Source organism: Kosakonia sp. H7A (genome assembly GCF_003028445.1).
In the GTDB taxonomy this organism is placed as follows: Bacteria; Pseudomonadota; Gammaproteobacteria; order Enterobacterales; family Enterobacteriaceae; genus Kosakonia; species Kosakonia radicincitans.
In genome coordinates this window covers 338,928-356,954 of sequence record NZ_PYTZ01000002.1, presented here as the reverse complement: position 1 = coordinate 356,954, position 18,027 = coordinate 338,928, and the positions used below count along the sequence as shown (strand labels likewise).

General features: G+C 54.3%; 17 protein-coding genes and 1 other annotated feature. Of the genes, 11 read left to right on the top strand and 6 right to left on the bottom strand.

The genetic code is table 11. The features are described from left to right. Nucleotides 1–70: 70 nt before the first annotated feature. Nucleotides 71–1,231, bottom strand: a complete 1,161-nt coding sequence (dacD, locus tag CWM66_RS09635; RefSeq protein WP_107146579.1) for a serine-type D-Ala-D-Ala carboxypeptidase DacD — start codon at nt 1,229–1,231, stop codon at nt 71–73. Nucleotides 1,232–1,441: 210 nt separating this feature from the next. Between dacD and sbcB the strand changes: the two genes are divergently transcribed. Beyond that, nucleotides 1,442–2,866, top strand: a complete 1,425-nt coding sequence (sbcB, locus tag CWM66_RS09630) for an exodeoxyribonuclease I (RefSeq protein ID WP_079517690.1) — start codon at nt 1,442–1,444, stop codon at nt 2,864–2,866. A gap of 77 nt (nt 2,867–2,943) precedes the next feature. Here the strand turns inward: sbcB and CWM66_RS09625 are convergent, their stop codons facing one another. Beyond that, nucleotides 2,944–4,302, bottom strand: coding sequence for an APC family permease (locus CWM66_RS09625; RefSeq protein ID WP_007371307.1), 1,359 nt, complete (start codon nt 4,300–4,302; stop codon nt 2,944–2,946). A 337-nt stretch (nt 4,303–4,639) separates the two neighbouring features. Beyond that, nucleotides 4,640–5,464, bottom strand: a complete 825-nt coding sequence (locus tag CWM66_RS09620; RefSeq protein ID WP_007371306.1) for an SDR family oxidoreductase — start codon at nt 5,462–5,464, stop codon at nt 4,640–4,642. 177 nt (nt 5,465–5,641) lie between these two features. On the opposite strand from CWM66_RS09620, the gene hisL reads away from it, so the two are divergent. From hisL to hisIE, 9 genes are all read left to right on the top strand, one after another. Continuing rightward, nucleotides 5,642–5,692: a his operon leader peptide gene (gene hisL / locus CWM66_RS09610; protein ID WP_001364200.1), complete on the top strand. Its 51-nt coding sequence runs from the start codon at nt 5,642–5,644 to the stop codon at nt 5,690–5,692. Further along, nucleotides 5,668–5,790, top strand: a sequence feature (His leader region). (Overlaps the previous gene by 25 nt.) Before the next feature lie 34 nt (nt 5,791–5,824). Then, complete coding sequence (gene hisG / locus CWM66_RS09605; protein WP_007371305.1) at nt 5,825–6,724, top strand: ATP phosphoribosyltransferase; 900 nt, start codon at nt 5,825–5,827, stop codon at nt 6,722–6,724. 4 nt (nt 6,725–6,728) lie between these two features. Further along, complete coding sequence (gene hisD / locus CWM66_RS09600) at nt 6,729–8,033, top strand: histidinol dehydrogenase (RefSeq protein WP_107146578.1); 1,305 nt, start codon at nt 6,729–6,731, stop codon at nt 8,031–8,033. Continuing rightward, nucleotides 8,030–9,091, top strand: a complete 1,062-nt coding sequence (gene hisC, locus CWM66_RS09595) for a histidinol-phosphate transaminase (RefSeq protein ID WP_072439759.1) — start codon at nt 8,030–8,032, stop codon at nt 9,089–9,091. The genes hisD and hisC overlap by 4 nt, the downstream gene beginning before the upstream one ends. Beyond that, nucleotides 9,088–10,155, top strand: a complete 1,068-nt coding sequence (hisB, locus tag CWM66_RS09590) for a bifunctional histidinol-phosphatase/imidazoleglycerol-phosphate dehydratase HisB (RefSeq protein ID WP_079517688.1) — start codon at nt 9,088–9,090, stop codon at nt 10,153–10,155. Before hisC ends, hisB begins: the two co-directional genes overlap by 4 nt. Beyond that, nucleotides 10,155–10,745: an imidazole glycerol phosphate synthase subunit HisH gene (gene hisH / locus CWM66_RS09585; protein ID WP_007371301.1), complete on the top strand. Its 591-nt coding sequence runs from the start codon at nt 10,155–10,157 to the stop codon at nt 10,743–10,745. The genes hisB and hisH overlap by 1 nt, the downstream gene beginning before the upstream one ends. After that, nucleotides 10,745–11,482, top strand: a complete 738-nt coding sequence (hisA, locus tag CWM66_RS09580) for a 1-(5-phosphoribosyl)-5-[(5-phosphoribosylamino)methylideneamino]imidazole-4-carboxamide isomerase (protein WP_071921042.1) — start codon at nt 10,745–10,747, stop codon at nt 11,480–11,482. Before hisH ends, hisA begins: the two co-directional genes overlap by 1 nt. Next, nucleotides 11,464–12,240 carry an imidazole glycerol phosphate synthase subunit HisF gene (gene hisF / locus CWM66_RS09575; protein WP_071921043.1) on the top strand — a complete coding sequence of 259 codons (777 nt, stop codon included), beginning with the start codon at nt 11,464–11,466 and terminating at the stop codon, nt 12,238–12,240. Before hisA ends, hisF begins: the two co-directional genes overlap by 19 nt. Then, nucleotides 12,234–12,845, top strand: coding sequence for a bifunctional phosphoribosyl-AMP cyclohydrolase/phosphoribosyl-ATP diphosphatase HisIE (gene hisIE, locus CWM66_RS09570; protein ID WP_007371298.1), 612 nt, complete (start codon nt 12,234–12,236; stop codon nt 12,843–12,845). Before hisF ends, hisIE begins: the two co-directional genes overlap by 7 nt. 35 nt (nt 12,846–12,880) lie before the next feature. Here hisIE and wzzB read toward each other — a convergent pair whose 3' ends face one another. Next, entirely contained in the window at nt 12,881–13,864 is a 984-nt protein-coding gene (gene wzzB / locus CWM66_RS09565; RefSeq protein ID WP_007371297.1) for an LPS O-antigen chain length determinant protein WzzB, read from the bottom strand. 202 nt (nt 13,865–14,066) lie between these two features. Here wzzB and CWM66_RS09560 point away from each other — a divergent pair, with 202 nt between their 5' ends. Next, a complete protein-coding gene (locus tag CWM66_RS09560; protein WP_007371296.1) occupies nt 14,067–15,071 on the top strand; it encodes an NAD-dependent epimerase in 1,005 nt (334 codons plus the stop codon). A 37-nt stretch (nt 15,072–15,108) separates the two neighbouring features. On the opposite strand, the gene ugd is transcribed toward CWM66_RS09560, so the two are convergent. Both ugd and gndA read right to left on the bottom strand, forming a co-directional pair. Beyond that, entirely contained in the window at nt 15,109–16,275 is a 1,167-nt protein-coding gene (ugd, locus tag CWM66_RS09555; protein ID WP_007371295.1) for a UDP-glucose 6-dehydrogenase, read from the bottom strand. A gap of 265 nt (nt 16,276–16,540) precedes the next feature. After that, a complete protein-coding gene (gndA, locus tag CWM66_RS09550) occupies nt 16,541–17,947 on the bottom strand; it encodes an NADP-dependent phosphogluconate dehydrogenase (RefSeq protein WP_107146577.1) in 1,407 nt (468 codons plus the stop codon). Nucleotides 17,948–18,027 lie beyond the last annotated feature (80 nt).

Here is an 18,027-nt window from a genome sequence, read left to right as displayed (position 1 = left end):
TCGCCTGGCATGTCGGAGTCATCAATTATGCGAGCAGACTCGCATCACCGCCACTCTGCCCGCACGCGCGTTACCCTTTGTGATGCAACCAGTCGCTCAGACGCGAGAACAAGCCGCCTTTGCCGACACTTTCCAGCGTGACCAGCGGCCAGTGAGCGATCAGTTGGTCGCGATCGTAGAGTTGAATCTCCCCTACTTGCTGATGCGCAGCCAGCGGCGCATCCAGCTCTTTACTGCTCAGCACATACTTCGCTTTGACGTTCTGCACTTCTGCTTTTGGCAGCACCAGCCAGTGATCCTGATCCGTACCAACCGCAATCTGCTCTTTATCGCCATACCACACGCGCTCGCTGCCGACTTTTTTGCCGTTACGCAAAATTTCGACGGTATCGAAGTTTTGTTGTCCCCAGTGCAGTAATTTGCGCGCCTGATCTTCACGGCCTTTCGGACTGTCCGCACCCATAACCACCGCAATCAGTCGGCGCTGACCATCGACGCTGGAGGCGATCAGGTTAAAACCCGCACCTGAAGTGTGACCGGTTTTCAGCCCGTCGACGTTGAGGGTTTTGTCCCACAATAGCCCGTTACGGTTTTGCTGGGTGATGCCGTTCCACGTCAGGCTTTTTTCGCTGTACATGTGGTAGAAATCCGGCTCGCCGTGAATGATGGCGCGGGACAGCACCGCCAGATCGTAGGCCGAACTGTGCTGCCCTGGCGCATCCAGCCCGTGGACAGTTTCGAAGTGGGTGTCGCGCAGATTCAGCTTCTGCACATAATCATTCATCATGGCGACAAACTGCGCCTGGCCGCCCGCAACATGATCGGCCAGCGCCACGCAGGCATCATTACCGGAATCGACAATCAGACCACGGCTCAGATCGCGCACGGTCAAGCGGTCGCCTGGTTTCAGGAACATCAGCGATGAACCGTCAAAAACCGGGTTTCCTTTCGCCCACGCATCCTTCCCTACCGTCACCACATCATCCGCGCTGATACGATGGCTGTCGATCGCCCGATCCACTACATAGCCGGTCATCAGTTTGGTTAAACTCGCCGGATTACGCTGCTGATGCTCGTTGCCCGCAGTTAAGATTTGCCCGGTGGTGTAATCCATCAATACCCAGGAGCCAGCCTGAATAGCTGGCGGCTGTGGGGCAAAAGGTAAGTCGTCGGCCTGCGCGTTATGTACGCAAATCGCCAGCAAAGAAGCAGCAAACAAACGGCGTTTCAATGAAATATCCTCAATAGCATCTAAAATCGCTGTCCTTTTTACGGAACTTCGCGTGTCGTTACCTGGTTAAATTGCAAAAAAGTGTGACACAGATCAGTTTTAACGCGCTGTTTTTGCGAGGTTCTGCGGAACAGTGACGGGTTTTCCTTCGGCACACAGGGTGGGATGGTTTACCATAAGCGACATATTTACTGACAGGATGAGCAACTGGTGTCTGATTCCGCCGCAACGCCCACTTTTCTCTTTCACGATTATGAGACTTTCGGTACCAGCCCGGCGCTGGATCGCCCGGCGCAGTTCGCCGCGCTGCGTACTGATGCCGATTTTAATGTCATCGGCGAGCCGGAAGTTTTCTACTGTAAACCGGCAGATGATTACCTGCCGCAGCCCGAAGCAGTGCTGATCACCGGTATCACGCCGCAGATTGCGCGCGCCAAAGGCGAGAACGAGGCCGCGTTCGCCCGGCGTATTCACGATCTCTTTACCGTACCGAAAACCTGCGTACTCGGTTACAACAATGTGCGTTTTGACGACGAAGTCACGCGCAATATCTTTTATCGCAACTTTTACGATCCGTACGCCTGGAGCTGGCAGAACAACAATTCGCGCTGGGATCTGCTGGATGTGATGCGCGCCTGCTACGCCCTGCGCCCGGACGGTATCAACTGGCCGGAGAACGACGATGGCCTGCCGAGTTTTCGCCTTGAACATCTGACGAAAGCCAACGGTATCGAACACAGTAATGCCCACGATGCGATGGCCGATGTGTACGCCACCATTGCAATGGCGCAACTGGTTAAAGCAAAACAGCCAAAGCTGTTTGACTATCTCTATAGCCATCGCAACAAGCAGAAACTGGCGGCGCTGATCGATGTTCCGCAAATGAAGCCGCTGGTGCACGTTTCCGGCATGTTCGGCGCGTGGCGTGGCAATACCAGTTGGGTTGCGCCGCTGGCCTGGCACCCGGAGAACCGCAACGCGGTGATTATGGTGGATCTCGCGGGCGATATGTCACCGCTGCTGGAGCTGGATGCCGATGCGCTGCGCGAGCGTCTGTACACGCCAAAAGCGGATCTCGGTGAAAGCGCGGCGGTGCCGGTAAAGCTGGTGCATCTGAATAAATGCCCGGTACTGGCGCAGGCCAATACGCTGCGCCCGCAGGATGCAGAGCGGCTGGGCATTAACCGCCAGCAGTGTCTTGATAACCTGCAAATTCTGCGCGATAACCCGCAGGTGCGGGAAAAAGTGCTGGCCATTTTTGCCGAAGCCGAACCCTTCGTGCCGTCAGAGAATGTTGATGCGCAGATCTACAACGGCTTTTTCAGCGATGCCGACCGCGCAGCAATGAAAATCCTGCTCGAAACCGAGCCGCGTAACCTGCCCGCTCTCGATATTACCTTTGCCGACGGGCGCATTGAAAAGCTGCTGTTTAACTACCGGGCGCGCAACTTCCCCGGCACGCTGGATGAAAACGAGCAGCAGCGCTGGTTGCAGCATCGCCGTAACGTCTTTACGCCGGAGTATTTGCAACAGTACGCCGAACAGATCCAGGCGCTGTTCCAGCAATACGACGGTAACAGTGAAAAACAGGCTCTACTGAAAGCGCTGTGGCAGTACGCGGAAGAGATTGTCTGAGCGCGAGTAGCCTGACCTTGAAGCATAAAAAAACCGGAGGCTTTGACCTCCGGTTTTTTGTCTCTGCGTAAAGCGATTTACGCGATGTCTTCGTACTGTGGCACCGGGTTGCGGAAGCTGCGGGTGACACAGGCCAGGTAAACCAGGCCTATTGCGCCCCAGATGAGACCCAGAATCATTGAGCTCTGCTCAAGGTTGATCCACAGCGCGCCCACCGTCAGCGCACCACACACCGGCAGAACCAGGTAGTTGAAGTGATCTTTCAGCGTTTTATTGCGTTTTTCACGGATCCAGAACTGCGAGATCACCGACAGATTCACAAAAGTGAATGCCACCAGCGCACCAAAGTTAATCAGCGCCGTTGCCGTGACCAGATCGAATTTAATCGCCAGCAGTGCAATCGCGCCGACCAGCAGAACGTTCCACGCTGGGGTACGCCATTTCGGATGTACATAGCCGAAGAAACGGGACGGGAACACGCCGTCGCGGCCCATTACGTACATCAGACGGGAGACGCCCGCATGCGCGGCCATACCGGAAGCCAGAACGGTAACGCTGGAGAAGATCAGCACGCCCCACTGGAAGGTTTTACCGGCTACGTACAGCATGATTTCCGGCTGTGAAGCATCCGGATCTTTAAAGCGGGAGATATCCGGGAAGTAGAGTTGCAGGAAGTAAGATGCCGCAATAAACACTACGCCGCCAATCAGCGCGGTGAGGAAGATAGCACGCGGGATCACGCGTTCAGCATCTTTGGTCTCTTCAGACAGCGAGGAGATACCGTCAAAACCAAGGAACGAGAAACACAGGATGGTTGCGCCAGTGATCATCGGCACAACGTGCGCACCTTCAGACCAGAATGGACGGGAACTGACCAGCGTGCCCGCGCCTTCACCATGTGAAACGCCGTAAATGATCAGACCGACGATGACCGCGACGATGCCCATTTGCAGGATCACGATCAGGGTGTTGAAGTTCGCCACGGTCTTGATGCTGCGCAGGTTAGAGATGGTCATAAAAGCCACCAGAGCGACCACGAAGAGCCACGACGGTACGGACGGCACCAGCGCTTCGAAGTAAATTTTCGCCAGCAGGATGTTGATCATCGGCATGAACAGATAGTCCAGCAGCGATGACCAGCCGACCATAAAGCCGACAGCCGGAGAAATAGATTTCTGTGCGTAAGTGTACGCAGAGCCTGCGGACGGGAAGCGGCGCACCAGCTTACCGTAGCTCAACGCAGTAAAGAGGATGGCGACCAGCGCAAACGCATAAGCGGTTGCGACATGACCATCGGTCAGGCCGGAGACGATACCAAATGTATCGAACAGCGTCATCGGCTGCATATAGGCAAGGCCCATCATTACAACCGGAATTAACGTAAGCGTCTTACGTAATTCCACGCGAGAGGTTTTTGGAGTAACGTTATGCGACATGGCTATCCCCCAGAACGGTGTATACCGCCGCAAAAGCAAAAAATTGCCCCATTTGTGTTCTTTCCTCAGCGACAACGACTGTCGGTTTTTAAATGTGTATCTATCCGGTACGAAGCCCGGCCTCTTTTATTGAATGACGTTTTTGCCCGCAAAAAAAATAACCGACGGATTAAGGTCGGTTACTCTCTATTTTTGCAGCGGCACATTTTGCACCAGATTGAGGCGCGATGACAATACAGTGCAAGCCAACTCACTGCATTGGTGCAATCAAACGACTGATTTTCAAGCGTTTGGCGAACTATTAATCATACGAATAGCATTTTTTGCACAAAAATCGTCACGACAACGGCATATTAAACGGATCGGGGTAGAGATATTCGAAGCCCAGCTCATTACAAATCCGGCTGCCATCAATCACTTTGCCCTTATCCTGAGACGTTGATTCGAGGAAATGCGGCGGCGCCAGTCCAAGCTGACGTGCCATCTGCGGATAAAAGCTTTCCCGAGAGGGATGAGACGGCGCGCAGAGATTGTAGATGTGCCCACCTTTGGGTGCCTGTAACAGCAGCGTAATAGCCGCAATAACATCTTCCAGATGCACCAGATTAACGCCATGCTGGCCGTCAGGCGCGGTTTTTCCGGCGAGGAATCGCCCCGGGTGACGCGCAGGCCCGACAAGCCCCGCCAGGCGCAGAATATCAACGGAAGTCCCCGGCAAATTGTGCAGCCAGTCTTCCAGTTCTTTCAGTACCCGCCCGCTGGGCGTCACCGGCTCGCGCGGCGTGCTCTCTTTCACGATGCCCGTTGCATCGCCATAGACAGATGTCGAACTGGTAAAGATGATGCGAGGAATACGATACGCCAGCGCGCTGTCGACAATTTCCTGTGTCGCCTGCAAATAGAACTCTTCGCCAGGCCCACTGCGCCGCGCGGGAAGCGTGATCACCAGTGCATCGACATTCATCAGCGCGTCGAGATCGTCCGTATCACATACCAGTTCCGGTTCGAGATTCAGCAAATAACTTTCGATACCGCACATGCGCGCGGCTTCCACGCCATCGGGGCGGGTTTTGCTGCCGGTCACCTGCCAGCCCCGCGCCATTAACGATAATGCCAGCGGCATGCCCAGCCATCCTAACCCGACAATTGCGACCTTTTTCATGCTTCCTCCCCTTCCTTTCCGGCACCTGACTCTTCAAGGCTACGCCAGCCAGCGACAACTGACAATTCATACAATGTATATGAAATGAATGAATGATTAAAAAAAGCCCTTGCGTTTGTCAGCTAAAGTGGTTTAGGTTAATCAACATTATGTGAATAAGCATTCATTGAGAATTTTATGACCCGCGTTCAATTTAAACACCACCATCATCACCATCATCCTGACTAGTCTTTCAGGCGATGTGTGCTGGAAGACGTTTGGATCTTCCAGTGGTGCATGAACGCAGAGAAAGCCCCCGGAAGATCTTCTTCCGGGGGCTTTTTTTTGAACCAAATTCAGCAGGATAAAGAGGACAACAGAATGTTAGATAATACGCGTTTACGCATAGCTATTCAGAAATCCGGCCGCCTGAGCGATGACTCTCGCGAACTTCTGGCCCGTTGCGGCATTAAGATCAACCTGCACACGCAGCGTCTGATCGCACTGGCGGAAAATATGCCGATCGATATTCTGCGCGTACGCGATGACGACATTCCGGGGCTTATCATGGACGGCGTCGTCGACCTGGGCATCATTGGCGAGAACGTGCTGGAAGAAGAGTTGCTGACTCGCCGCGCGCAGGGCGAAGATCCGCGTTACTTCACCCTGCGCCGTCTTGATTTCGGCGGTTGCCGCCTGTCGCTGGCCACGCCGGTGGATGAGTCCTGGGATGGCCCGGCAGCGCTGGATGGTAAACGCATCGCCACCTCTTACCCGCACCTGCTGAAACGCTATCTGGATCAGAAAGGCGTCTCTTTCAAATCCTGTCTGCTGAACGGTTCTGTTGAAGTTGCACCGCGCGCCGGTCTGGCCGACGCGATTTGCGACCTGGTATCAACCGGCGCCACGCTGGAAGCTAACGGTCTGCGCGAAGTTGAAGTGATTTACCGCTCGAAGGCGTGCCTTATCCAGCGCGACGGCGAGATGAGCGACGCCAAACAGCAACTGATCGATAAATTGCTGACCCGTATTCAGGGCGTTATTCAGGCCCGCGAATCGAAATACATCATGATGCACGCGCCAAGCGAGCGTCTGGAAGAAGTTGTCGCTCTGCTGCCGGGCGCTGAACGCCCGACCATTCTGCCGCTGGCGGGTGACCAGCAGCGCGTGGCGATGCACATGGTGAGCAGCGAAACCCTGTTCTGGGAAACGATGGAAAAACTGAAAGCGCTGGGCGCCAGCTCCATCCTGGTTCTGCCGATTGAGAAGATGATGGAGTAAGGCCATGAGTTTCAATACCGTAATTGACTGGAACAGTTGTAGCGAACAACAGCAACGCGACCTGCTGATGCGCCCGGCTATCTCAGCCTCGGAGAGCATTACCCGCACGGTAGTGGAAATCCTTGATAATGTCCGCGCGCGCGGCGATAACGCGCTGCGCGAATACAGTGCCAAATTCGACAAAACGCAGGTTGATGCGCTGAAAGTCACCGCTGACGAAATCCGCGAGGCCAGCGCCCGACTGAGTGACGAACTCAAGCAAGCGATGGCCGTGGCGGTGAAAAATATCGACACCTTCCACAATGCACAAAAATTGTCGACCGTGGATGTGGAAACGCTGCCTGGGGTGCGCTGCCAGCAGGTGACCCGCCCTATCGCCTCCGTCGGCCTCTATATTCCCGGCGGTTCGGCTCCGCTGTTCTCCACGGTGCTGATGCTGGCGACGCCAGCACGTATCGCTGGATGCCAGAAAGTGGTGCTCTGCTCGCCGCCGCCGATTGCCGATGAAATTCTCTATGCCGCGCAGCTGTGCGGCGTGCAGGAGATCTTTAAAGTCGGCGGCGCGCAGGCCATTGCGGCGCTGGCTTTCGGCACTGAATCCGTACCGAAAGTTGACAAGATCTTTGGGCCGGGCAACGCCTTTGTTACCGAAGCCAAACGCCAGGTGAGCCAGCGTCTCGATGGCGCGGCCATTGATATGCCGGCAGGCCCTTCCGAAGTGCTGGTGATTGCCGACAGCGGCGCAACGCCGGATTTCGTGGCCTCCGATCTGCTGTCGCAGGCGGAACACGGCCCCGATTCTCAGGTGATCCTGCTGACGCCGGACAGCAGCATGGCTTCCCGCGTTGCCGACGCCGTTGCGCGTCAACTGGCGGATCTGCCGCGCGCGGAAACCGCTCGCCAGGCGCTCTCTGCCAGCCGCCTGATTGTGGCGCGCGATCTGGCGCAGTGCGTGGCGATTTCCAATCTCTACGGCCCGGAGCACCTGATTATTCAGACCCGCGACGCCCGTTCGCTTGTCGATGGCATCACCAGCGCCGGTTCGGTGTTCCTCGGCGACTGGTCGCCAGAATCGGCTGGCGATTATGCTTCCGGCACCAACCACGTTCTGCCGACCTATGGCTATACCGCAACCTGCTCCAGCCTGGGGCTGGCAGATTTCCAGAAACGCATGACAGTGCAGGAACTTTCGCGCGACGGTTTTGCGCGGCTTGCCGGCACCATCGAAACGCTGGCGGCGGCTGAACGTCTGACCGCCCACAAAAACGCCGTCACCCTGCGCGTCAAGGCGCTGAAGGAGCAAGCATGAGCATTGAAGAACTGGCGCGTAAAAACGTACGCGAACTGACGCCTTACCAGTCTGCCCGCCGCCTGGGCGGCAAAGGGGATGTCTGGCTGAACGCCAACGAGTTCCCGACAGCGGTGCAATATGAACTTACGCAACAGACGCTGAACCGCTATCCGGAGTGCCAGCCGAAAGCGGTTATCGAAAATTATGCGCAGTATGCCGGGGTGAAACCGGAGCAGGTGCTGGTCAGCCGTGGCGCAGATGAAGGCATCGAACTGCTGATCCGCGCCTTCTGCGAACCAGGCCAGGATGCGGTTCTGTTCTGCCCGCCGACTTACGGCATGTACAGCGTCAGCGCCGAAACGCTGGGTGTCGAGTACCGAACCGTGCAGGCGCTGGCAGACTGGCAGCTCGATTTACCGGCTATCGCCGACAAACTGGACGGCGTGAAAGTGGTCTATGTTTGCAGCCCGAACAACCCGACCGGACAGATTATTAAGCCGCAAGATATGCGCGTCTTGCTGGAAATGACGCGCGGTAAAGCCCTTGTGGTAGCCGATGAAGCCTATATTGAATTCTGCCCGCAGGCGACGCTGGCCGGTTGGCTGGCAGAATATCCGCATCTGGTGGTGCTGCGCACGCTGTCGAAAGCCTTTGCGCTGGCGGGTCTGCGCTGTGGTTTCACGCTTGCCAATGAAGAGGTGATCGCCCTGCTGCTGAAAGTGATCGCCCCTTACCCGCTCTCTACGCCGGTGGCCGACATCGCCGCGCAGGCGCTCAGCCCGCTGGGCATTGTGGCCATGCGTGAACGTGTGGCACAGATCCTCGCGGAGCGCCAGTATCTGGTTAGCGCATTAAAGGATATTCCGTGCGTTGAGCAGGTGTTCGACTCGGAAACGAACTATATTCTCGTGCGCCTGACAGCCTCCAGTGCGGTGTTTAAATCTTTGTGGGATCAGGGCATTATCCTGAGAGACCAGAACAAACAACCTTCTTTAAGCGGCTGCCTGCGTATCACCATCGGCACCCGCGCAGAGAGCCAGCGCGTCATCGACGCCTTACGTGCGGAGCAAGTATGAGCCAGAAGTACCTGTTTATTGACCGTGACGGAACATTGATTTCCGAGCCGCCAAGTGACTTTCAGGTCGACAAATTCGACAAACTGGCCTTTGAGCCAGAGGTGATCCCCGTGCTACTGAAGCTGCAAAAAGCGGGCTACCAGCTGGTGATGATCACCAATCAGGATGGTCTGGGCACCAGCAGCTTCCCGCAGGCCGATTTCGATGGTCCGCATAACCTGATGATGCAGATCTTCACCTCGCAAGGGGTGAATTTTGAAGAGGTGTTGATCTGCCCGCATTTCCCTGACGATGGCTGCGACTGCCGCAAACCGAAGGTGAAAATGGTGGAGCGCTGGCTGGCAGAACAGGCGCTGGATCGCGCCAACAGCTATGTGATTGGCGACCGCGCAACCGATATCGAACTGGCGGACAACATGGGGATCGGCGGTCTGCGCTATCACCGCGAGACGCTGAACTGGGCGATGATCGGTGAGCAATTGACGCGCCGCGATCGTTATGCTCACGTCGAACGCACCACTAAAGAGACGCAGATTGATGTCAAAGTGTGGCTGGATCGCGAAGGCGGCAGCAAAATTCACACCGGCGTCGGTTTCTTCGATCACATGCTGGATCAGATCGCCACCCACGGCGGTTTCCGCATGGAGATCACCGTTAAAGGCGATCTCTATATTGACGATCACCACACGGTGGAAGATACCGGCCTGGCGCTGGGCGAAGCGCTGAAACTGGCGCTGGGCGACAAGCGCGGCATCAACCGTTTTGGCTTTGTACTGCCAATGGATGAGTGTCTGGCACGCTGCGCCATGGATATCTCTGGCCGTCCGCACCTGGAATATAAAGCCGAGTTCACCTATCAGCGCGTGGGTGATTTGAGCACCGAAATGGTCGAGCACTTCTTCCGTTCGCTCTCCTACACCATGGCGCTGACTCTGCATCTGAAGACCAAAGGCAAAAACGACCATCACCGTGTGGAAAGCCTGTTTAAAGCCTTCGGCCGCACGTTGCGTCAGGCAATTCGCGTGGAAGGCGATACCCTTCCCTCCTCAAAAGGAGTGCTGTAATGAATGTGGTGATCCTTGATACCGGCTGCGCCAACCTGAATTCGGTGAAATCCGCCATCGCCCGTCACGGTTATGAACCGCTGGTGAGCCGCGACCCGGATGTGGTGCTGCGCGCCGACAAACTGTTTCTTCCCGGCGTTGGTACCGCGCAGGCGGCGATGGACCAATTGCGCGAACGCGAACTTATCGATCTGGTGAAAGCCTGTACCCAACCGGTGCTCGGCATCTGTCTTGGCATGCAGTTGCTGGGCCGTTTCAGCGAGGAGAATAAGGGCGTCGATTTATTGGGTATCATCGACCAGGATGTGCCGAAAATGAAAGATGTCGGCCTGCCGCTGCCGCATATGGGCTGGAACCAGGTCTATCCGAAAGCGGGCAACCGCCTGTTCCAGGGCATTGACGATGGCGCGTACTTCTACTTTGTTCACAGCTATGCGATGCCGGTCAATGAGAACACCATTGCTCAGTGCCAGTACGGTGAAGCGTTCACCGCCGCCGTACAAAAAGATAACTTTTATGGTGTGCAGTTTCACCCGGAACGCTCGGGGCGCGCGGGTGCGCAACTGTTGAAAAACTTCCTGGAGATGTGATGATTATTCCCGCTTTAGATTTAATCGACGGCACGGTGGTGCGTCTCCATCAGGGCGATTATGCGCAACAGCGTGACTACGGCAACGATCCGCTACCGCGTTTGCAGGATTATGCTGCACAAGGTGCCGAAGTTCTGCACCTGGTGGATTTAACCGGGGCGAAAGATCCGGCTAAACGCCAGATCCCGCTGCTGAAAACGCTGGTCGCCGGAGTGAATGTTCCGGTGCAGGTCGGCGGTGGTGTGCGCAGCGAAGAAGATGTTGCGGCCCTGCTTGACGCGGGCGTGGCGCGGGTGGTGATTGGTTCTACCGCCGTCAAATCCCCGGAAGTGGTAAAAGGCTGGTTCACCCGGTTTGGTGCGGACCGACTGGTGCTGGCGCTGGATGTGCGTATTGATAAACAAGGTACGAAACAGGTGGCAGTCAGCGGCTGGCAGGAGAACTCCGGCGTTACGCTGGAGACGCTGGTGGAAACCTACCTCGCTGTGGGCCTGAAACATGTGCTGTGCACGGATATTTCCCGCGACGGTACGCTGGCCGGTTCCAATGTTTCGCTGTACGAAGAGATTTGCGCGCGCTGGCCGCAGGTGGCGTTCCAGTCTTCAGGCGGTATTGGCGATATAAATGATATTGCCGCCCTGCGCGGTACCGGTGTACGCGGCGTGATTGTCGGACGTGCGCTGCTGGAAGGTAAATTCACTGTGAAGGAGGCCATTCAATGCTGGCAAAACGGATAATCCCTTGTCTCGACGTGCGTGATGGCCAGGTGGTGAAAGGCGTGCAGTTTCGCAATCACGAAATTATTGGCGATATTGTTCCGCTGGCGAAACGCTATGCCGAAGAAGGTGCAGACGAGCTGGTGTTTTATGACATCACCGCCTCCAGCGATGGTCGTGTTGTGGATAAAAGTTGGGTTGCGCGCGTCGCGGAAGTGATTGATATCCCCTTCTGCGTGGCAGGCGGTATTAAATCTGCCGATGATGCCGCAAAAATTCTCTCATTCGGTGCGGATAAAATCTCCATCAACTCTCCGGCGCTGGCCGATCCTGAGTTGATCACCCGACTGGCTGACCGCTTTGGCGTGCAGTGTATTGTGGTAGGTATTGATACCTGGTTTGATGCCGCTACCGGTAAATACCACGTAAACCAGTATACCGGCGATGAAAGCCGTACCCGTGTGACAAAATGGGAAACGCTGGACTGGGTGCAGGAAGTGCAGAAGCGTGGCGCCGGGGAAATCGTGCTGAATATGATGAACCAGGATGGCGTGCGCAACGGTTACGATCTTGAGCAGTTGAAAAAAGTGCGTGCGGTGTGCCATGTTCCGCTGATTGCTTCCGGCGGTGCAGGCACCATGGAACACTTTCTGGAAGCGTTCCGCGATGCGGATGTTGACGGTGCGCTGGCCGCTTCTGTCTTCCACAAACAGATTATTAATATTGGTGAATTAAAAACGTACCTGGCAGGCCAGGGCGTGGAGATTAGGGTATGTTAACAGAGCAACAACTGGCCCAACTGGACTGGGAAAAAACCGACGGACTGCTGCCCGCCGTGGTGCAACATGCGGTTTCCGGCGAAGTGCTGATGCTGGGTTATATGAATAAAGAGGCGCTGGCGAAGACGCTGGAAAGCGGTAAAGTGACCTTTTTCTCCCGCACCAAAGGGCGTTTGTGGACCAAAGGGGAAACCTCTGGCCACTTCCTTAATCTGGTTAATATTGCCCCGGACTGTGACAACGATACCCTGCTGGTGCTGGTGAACCCGATCGGGCCAACCTGCCACACCGGCACCTCAAGCTGCTTTGGCGATAATAGCCATCAGTGGTTGTTCCTGTATCAACTTGAAGAGCTGCTGGCATCGCGTAAAACCGCCGATCCGGCCAGTTCCTATACGGCCAGACTGTATGCCAGCGGCACCAAGCGTATCGCGCAAAAAGTCGGCGAAGAAGGTGTGGAAACAGCGCTGGCCGCGACCGTACACGACCGCGAAGAGCTGACGAATGAAGCCTCTGACCTGATGTATCACCTGCTGGTGCTGTTGCAGGATCAGCAACTGGATCTGACCACCGTGATTGAGAACCTGCGCAAGCGGCATCAGTAAGGCGTAAAAAAACCGGGCAACGCCCGGTTTTTTATTTACGCGTTTGACTGATGATTCCTGAAGGCGTTACGCACCAGTACGTAGCCTGAACCAATAATAACTCCCAGTAAAACCGCCAGTATCAGTGTCAAGGCGCGCTTAGGGCTGTCACGATGGATCGATAGCGTGGGTTTCATAACATAGCGATAACCGTGAACACTTTCCGGTTTCACCTTAATTGTCTGAATATTCAAAAGGTTTTGACGAACCTTGTAATAATCATCGGAGAATAGCAAAGGGCGGGATGATTCATTTTTGATCATTGATTCCAGCGCTGAGCTCCCAAGCAAGAACAACGTATCCTGCGACACGTTTTGCGCCTGCCGCACCTGCGGAGACTGCACTTCTGCCTCTTTTGCAACAGAAAGCGCCTGCGCAATCTGTTTAATGCGCAGATCTTTTTGTTCCTGCGCCACTTTTTCCTGCGCTGCGAGTGTTTCAACCAAATCGGCTGAACGGGATTTGATGCTGGTGTTTAAATCATCGATCAGCTCTTTGGCGATCTGTTGATCTACTTTTTCAATATATTGCGCCAGTTTTTGCTGAGCTTCTCTGGCCGTCGGGCCCTGATAGGTAAGTTTGAGAGGTAGCGGTTGCCCCTGCACCGCAGGGTCAATGGTCAGTTTCTCGGGTTTTTCCTGGTTATACAGTGTTTCAGCTAAAGCAGAAAAAGCAGAATTAAAACGCCCAATTACAAGCTGCTGAATGTCAGCAATCTCGTACTTGCCATCATTGTTCAGCACACTCATTGCGTTTGTATAGCTGGCAATCTGCCCGGCATCAGGCGAACTGATAACAGCGACGGAAGTCCATTTCTCCTTGGCAACGCTTAAATAAGCGACAGCAATAACCAGACACAACAGAACAAATAATCCAACGAGCCATTTTCCACGCCAGATTTGCAAGAAAAGGTCAATTAAATCAACATTTTCCTGATTATTGCCTCGGCTGGCTGGGAAGCCATTTTTTTCGTACGTCATAGCAACCTTAAATGAGAAGCGCATAAGAGAAATAGTATAGAGCGCGAGTTTAACCATTCATGCTTTTTTTTCTATAGGATTACATGTAAATGTGTTTTGCTGTTTATTATTTCACCTTATTCTGATGTCTATAACTTATAGCGATTAGCCTGTCAGCATCATACAATATGCGAATTGTATTAGATGTCATAAAGGATGAGAGATGAAATTTCTGGTTACCGGCGCGGCCGGCTTTATCGGCTTCCACGTCAGCGAGCGCCTTTTGCAGGCAGGCCACCAGGTTGTAGGGATTGATAATCTCAATGATTATTACGATGTGAGTCTGAAACAGGCGCGCCTGGATCTGCTGGCCTCGCCCGGCTTCAGCTTCCACAAGATTGACCTCGCCGACCGTGAGAATATGGCGCAGTTGTTTGCGACGGAGAAATTCGACCGGGTGATCCATCTGGCGGCGCAGGCTGGCGTACGCTATTCGCTGGAAAATCCGCATGTTTATGCCGAATCAAATCTCATTGGGCATCTGAACGTACTGGAAGGTTGCCGCCACAATAAAGTACAGCACTTGCTCTATGCCTCCTCCAGTTCTGTTTATGGCCTGAACCGTAAAATGCCGTTCTCCACAGATGATTCCGTTGATCATCCGGTTTCGCTGTATGCGGCAACCAAAAAAGCTAACGAGTTGATGTCCCACACCTACTCTCACCTGTACGGATTACCGACTACCGGTTTGCGTTTCTTCACCGTTTATGGCCCGTGGGGCCGCCCGGACATGGCGCTGTTTAAATTCACCAAAGCGATGCTGGAAGGCAAAAGCATCGACGTTTATAACTACGGCAAGATGAAGCGCGACTTCACCTATATCGACGATATCGTTGAAGCGATTGTCCGTATGCAGGAGGTCATTCCGCAGGCCAATCCGGCCTGGACGGTTGAAACCGGCACGCCAGCCAGCAGCTCTGCGCCTTACCACGTCTATAACATCGGCAATAGCTCACCGGTGGAGTTGATGGATTACATTACGGCGCTGGAAGAGGCGCTGGGCATTGAAGCACAGAAAAACATGCTGCCGATTCAACCGGGCGATGTGCTGGAGACCAGCGCAGATACTCAACCACTGTACGAAACGATCGGTTTCAAACCGCAAACCTCGGTTAAAGAAGGGGTGAAACGCTTTGTTGAGTGGTACAGAGACTTTTATAAGGTATAAAAAAACGGCCCTTATGGGCCGTTTTCATTTTTCGTCTTTAGTCGTTACCGAATAAATCACGGGTATAGACTTTATCCGCAACATCAGACAGTTCTTCCGCCATACGGTTGGAGATAATCACGTCAGCTTCCTGCTTAAACGCCTCCAGGTCGCGCACTACGCGGGAATGGAAGAATTCATCCTCCTGCATCACCGGTTCATAAATGATAACCTGCACGCCCTTCGCTTTAATGCGTTTCATGATGCCCTGAATGGACGACGCGCGGAAGTTATCGGAACCGCTCTTCATGATCAGGCGGTAAACGCCGACCACTTTCGGTTTACGCGAAAGAATGGAATCGGCGATAAAGTCTTTACGCGTGCGGTTAGCATCAACGATGGCCGAAATAATGTTGTTCGGCACTGACTGGTAATTTGCCAGCAGCTGTTTGGTGTCTTTCGGCAGACAGTAGCCGCCGTAACCAAATGACGGGTTGTTGTAGTGGTTGCCGATGCGCGGATCGAGACAAACGCCTTCAATAATCTGGCGGCTGTTCAGCCCCAGGCTTTCCGCGTAGCTGTCCAGCTCGTTGAAGTAAGCAACACGCATCGCCAGATAGGTGTTGGCGAACAGTTTGATCGCTTCGGCTTCCGTAGAGTCGGTAAACAGCACGCGAATATCTTTTTTAATCGCCCCTTCCTGCAACAGCGCGGCAAAACGCTCAGCACGTTCAGAACGCTCGCCGATGACGATACGTGACGGATGCAGGTTATCGTACAGCGCTTTCCCTTCACGCAGGAATTCTGGTGAGAAAATGATGTTATCCACGCCGAATTTTTCGCGGATCGACTGGGTAAAGCCCACCGGAATGGTGGATTTGATAATCATCACCGCCTGCGGGTTAATTTCCAGCACATCGCGGATCACCGATTCCACGCTGCTGGTATTGAAGTAGTTGGTTTTCGGGTCGTAATCCGTTGGGGTGGCGATAATCACAAAGTCGGCGCCGCGATAGGCTTCCTGCTTGTCCGTGGTGGCACGGAAATTCAGTGGCTTATTCTGCAAATACTCCTGGATTTCCTTATCAACGATGGGAGAAATCTTCTGGTTAAGCATATCAACTTTGGATTGCACGATATCCAGCGCGACGACCTCATGGTTCTGCGCGATCAGAATCCCGTTTGATAGCCCAACGTAACCTGTTCCGGAGATTGTTATTTTCATTCGATAAGCAACTTTTGTGAGTGTATGAAACCGGAGATGACGAGCCTGTCGCCACCCACTTAATATCAATAACTGTTGGGGTTTTTACCTCTTCTGTTGAGGGACTGTCAAGGCGACAACCAGCCTGCAACAGCGGCGTTGATGCGAAGTTTAATGTCGAAATGTCAACAAATTAAAGACGAGTACCCTGAAAAACCGCGCTACGGCCGAAAAAAAGCCCGGTTACACTAACCGGGCTTACATTCATCAAACGAATGATTTCAGATTAATCCAGCCACTCGGTGTGGAAGACGCCATCTTTGTCAGTACGTTTATAGGTGTGCGCACCGAAGTAGTCGCGCTGGGCCTGGATCAGGTTCGCTGGCAGCACGGCTGAACGGTAGCTGTCGTAATAGGCCACGGCGGCAGAGAAAGTCGGTACCGGAATACCGTTCTGCACAGCGTAAGCCACGACATCACGCAGCGCCAGCTGGTAATCATCAGCAATTTTCTTGAAATACGGTGCCAGCAACAGGTTAGCGATTGCCGGTGTTTCTGCGTAAGCGTCAGTGATTTTCTGCAGGAACTGCGCACGAATGATGCAGCCCGCGCGGAAAATCTTCGCGATTTCGCCGTAGTTCAGATCCCAGTTGTGCTCGTCAGAAGCGGCACGCAGCTGCGAGAAGCCCTGAGCATAAGAGACGATTTTACCCAGATAGAGCGCGCGGCGCACTTTCTCGATAAATTCCGCTTTATCGCCAGCCGGTTTGGCTTGCGGGCCGGAAAGCACTTTAGACGCCGCAACGCGTTGCTCTTTCAGCGAGGAGATGTAGCGCGCGAAAACGGATTCGGTGATCAGCGACAGCGGCTCGCCGAGATCCAGGGAGCTCTGGCTGGTCCATTTACCGGTACCTTTGTTTGCCGCTTCATCCAGGATCACATCAACCAGGTATTTACCCTCTTCATCTTTCTTGGTGAAGATATCTTTGGTGATGTCGATCAGGTAGCTGCTCAGCTCGCCGGCATTCCACTCGCTGAAGGTTTTCGCCAGCTCTTCGTTAGAGAGGTTCAGACCACCTTTCAGCAGCGCGTAAGCTTCCGCGATCAACTGCATGTCACCGTATTCGATGCCGTTGTGCACCATTTTCACGTAGTGACCCGCACCATCCGGACCGATGTAAGTAACGCACGGCTCGCCATCTTCAGCCACAGCAGCGATTTTCGTCAGGATCGGCGCAACCAGTTCATACGCTTCTTTCTGACCGCCAGGCATGATTGACGGGCCTTTCAGCGCGCCCTCTTCACCGCCGGAAACACCGGTACCGATGAAGTTAAAACCTTCGGCAGAAAGTTCGCGGTTACGACGGATGGTGTCCTGGAAGAAGGTGTTACCGCCATCAATGATGATGTCGCCTTTGTCCAGGTACGGTTTCAGGGATTCAATCGCCTTGTCAGTACCCTCGCCGGCTTTCACCATCAGCAGGATGCGGCGCGGGGTTTCCAGGGATTCGACAAATTCTTGCACGGTGTAGTAAGGAACCAGCTTTTTGCCCGGGTTTTCGGCAATCACTTCTTCGGTTTTTTCGCGGGAGCGGTTGAACACGGAAACGGTGTAGCCACGGCTCTCAATGTTGAGCGCAAGGTTGCGCCCCATCACTGCCATACCCACAACGCCGATTTGTTGCTTGGACATTACATACTCCTGTCAGGTTAGAGCACCCGGCCGGTCTGTCTTCGACCGGGATAAGTAAAAACAATGTTAACTCAGGAACT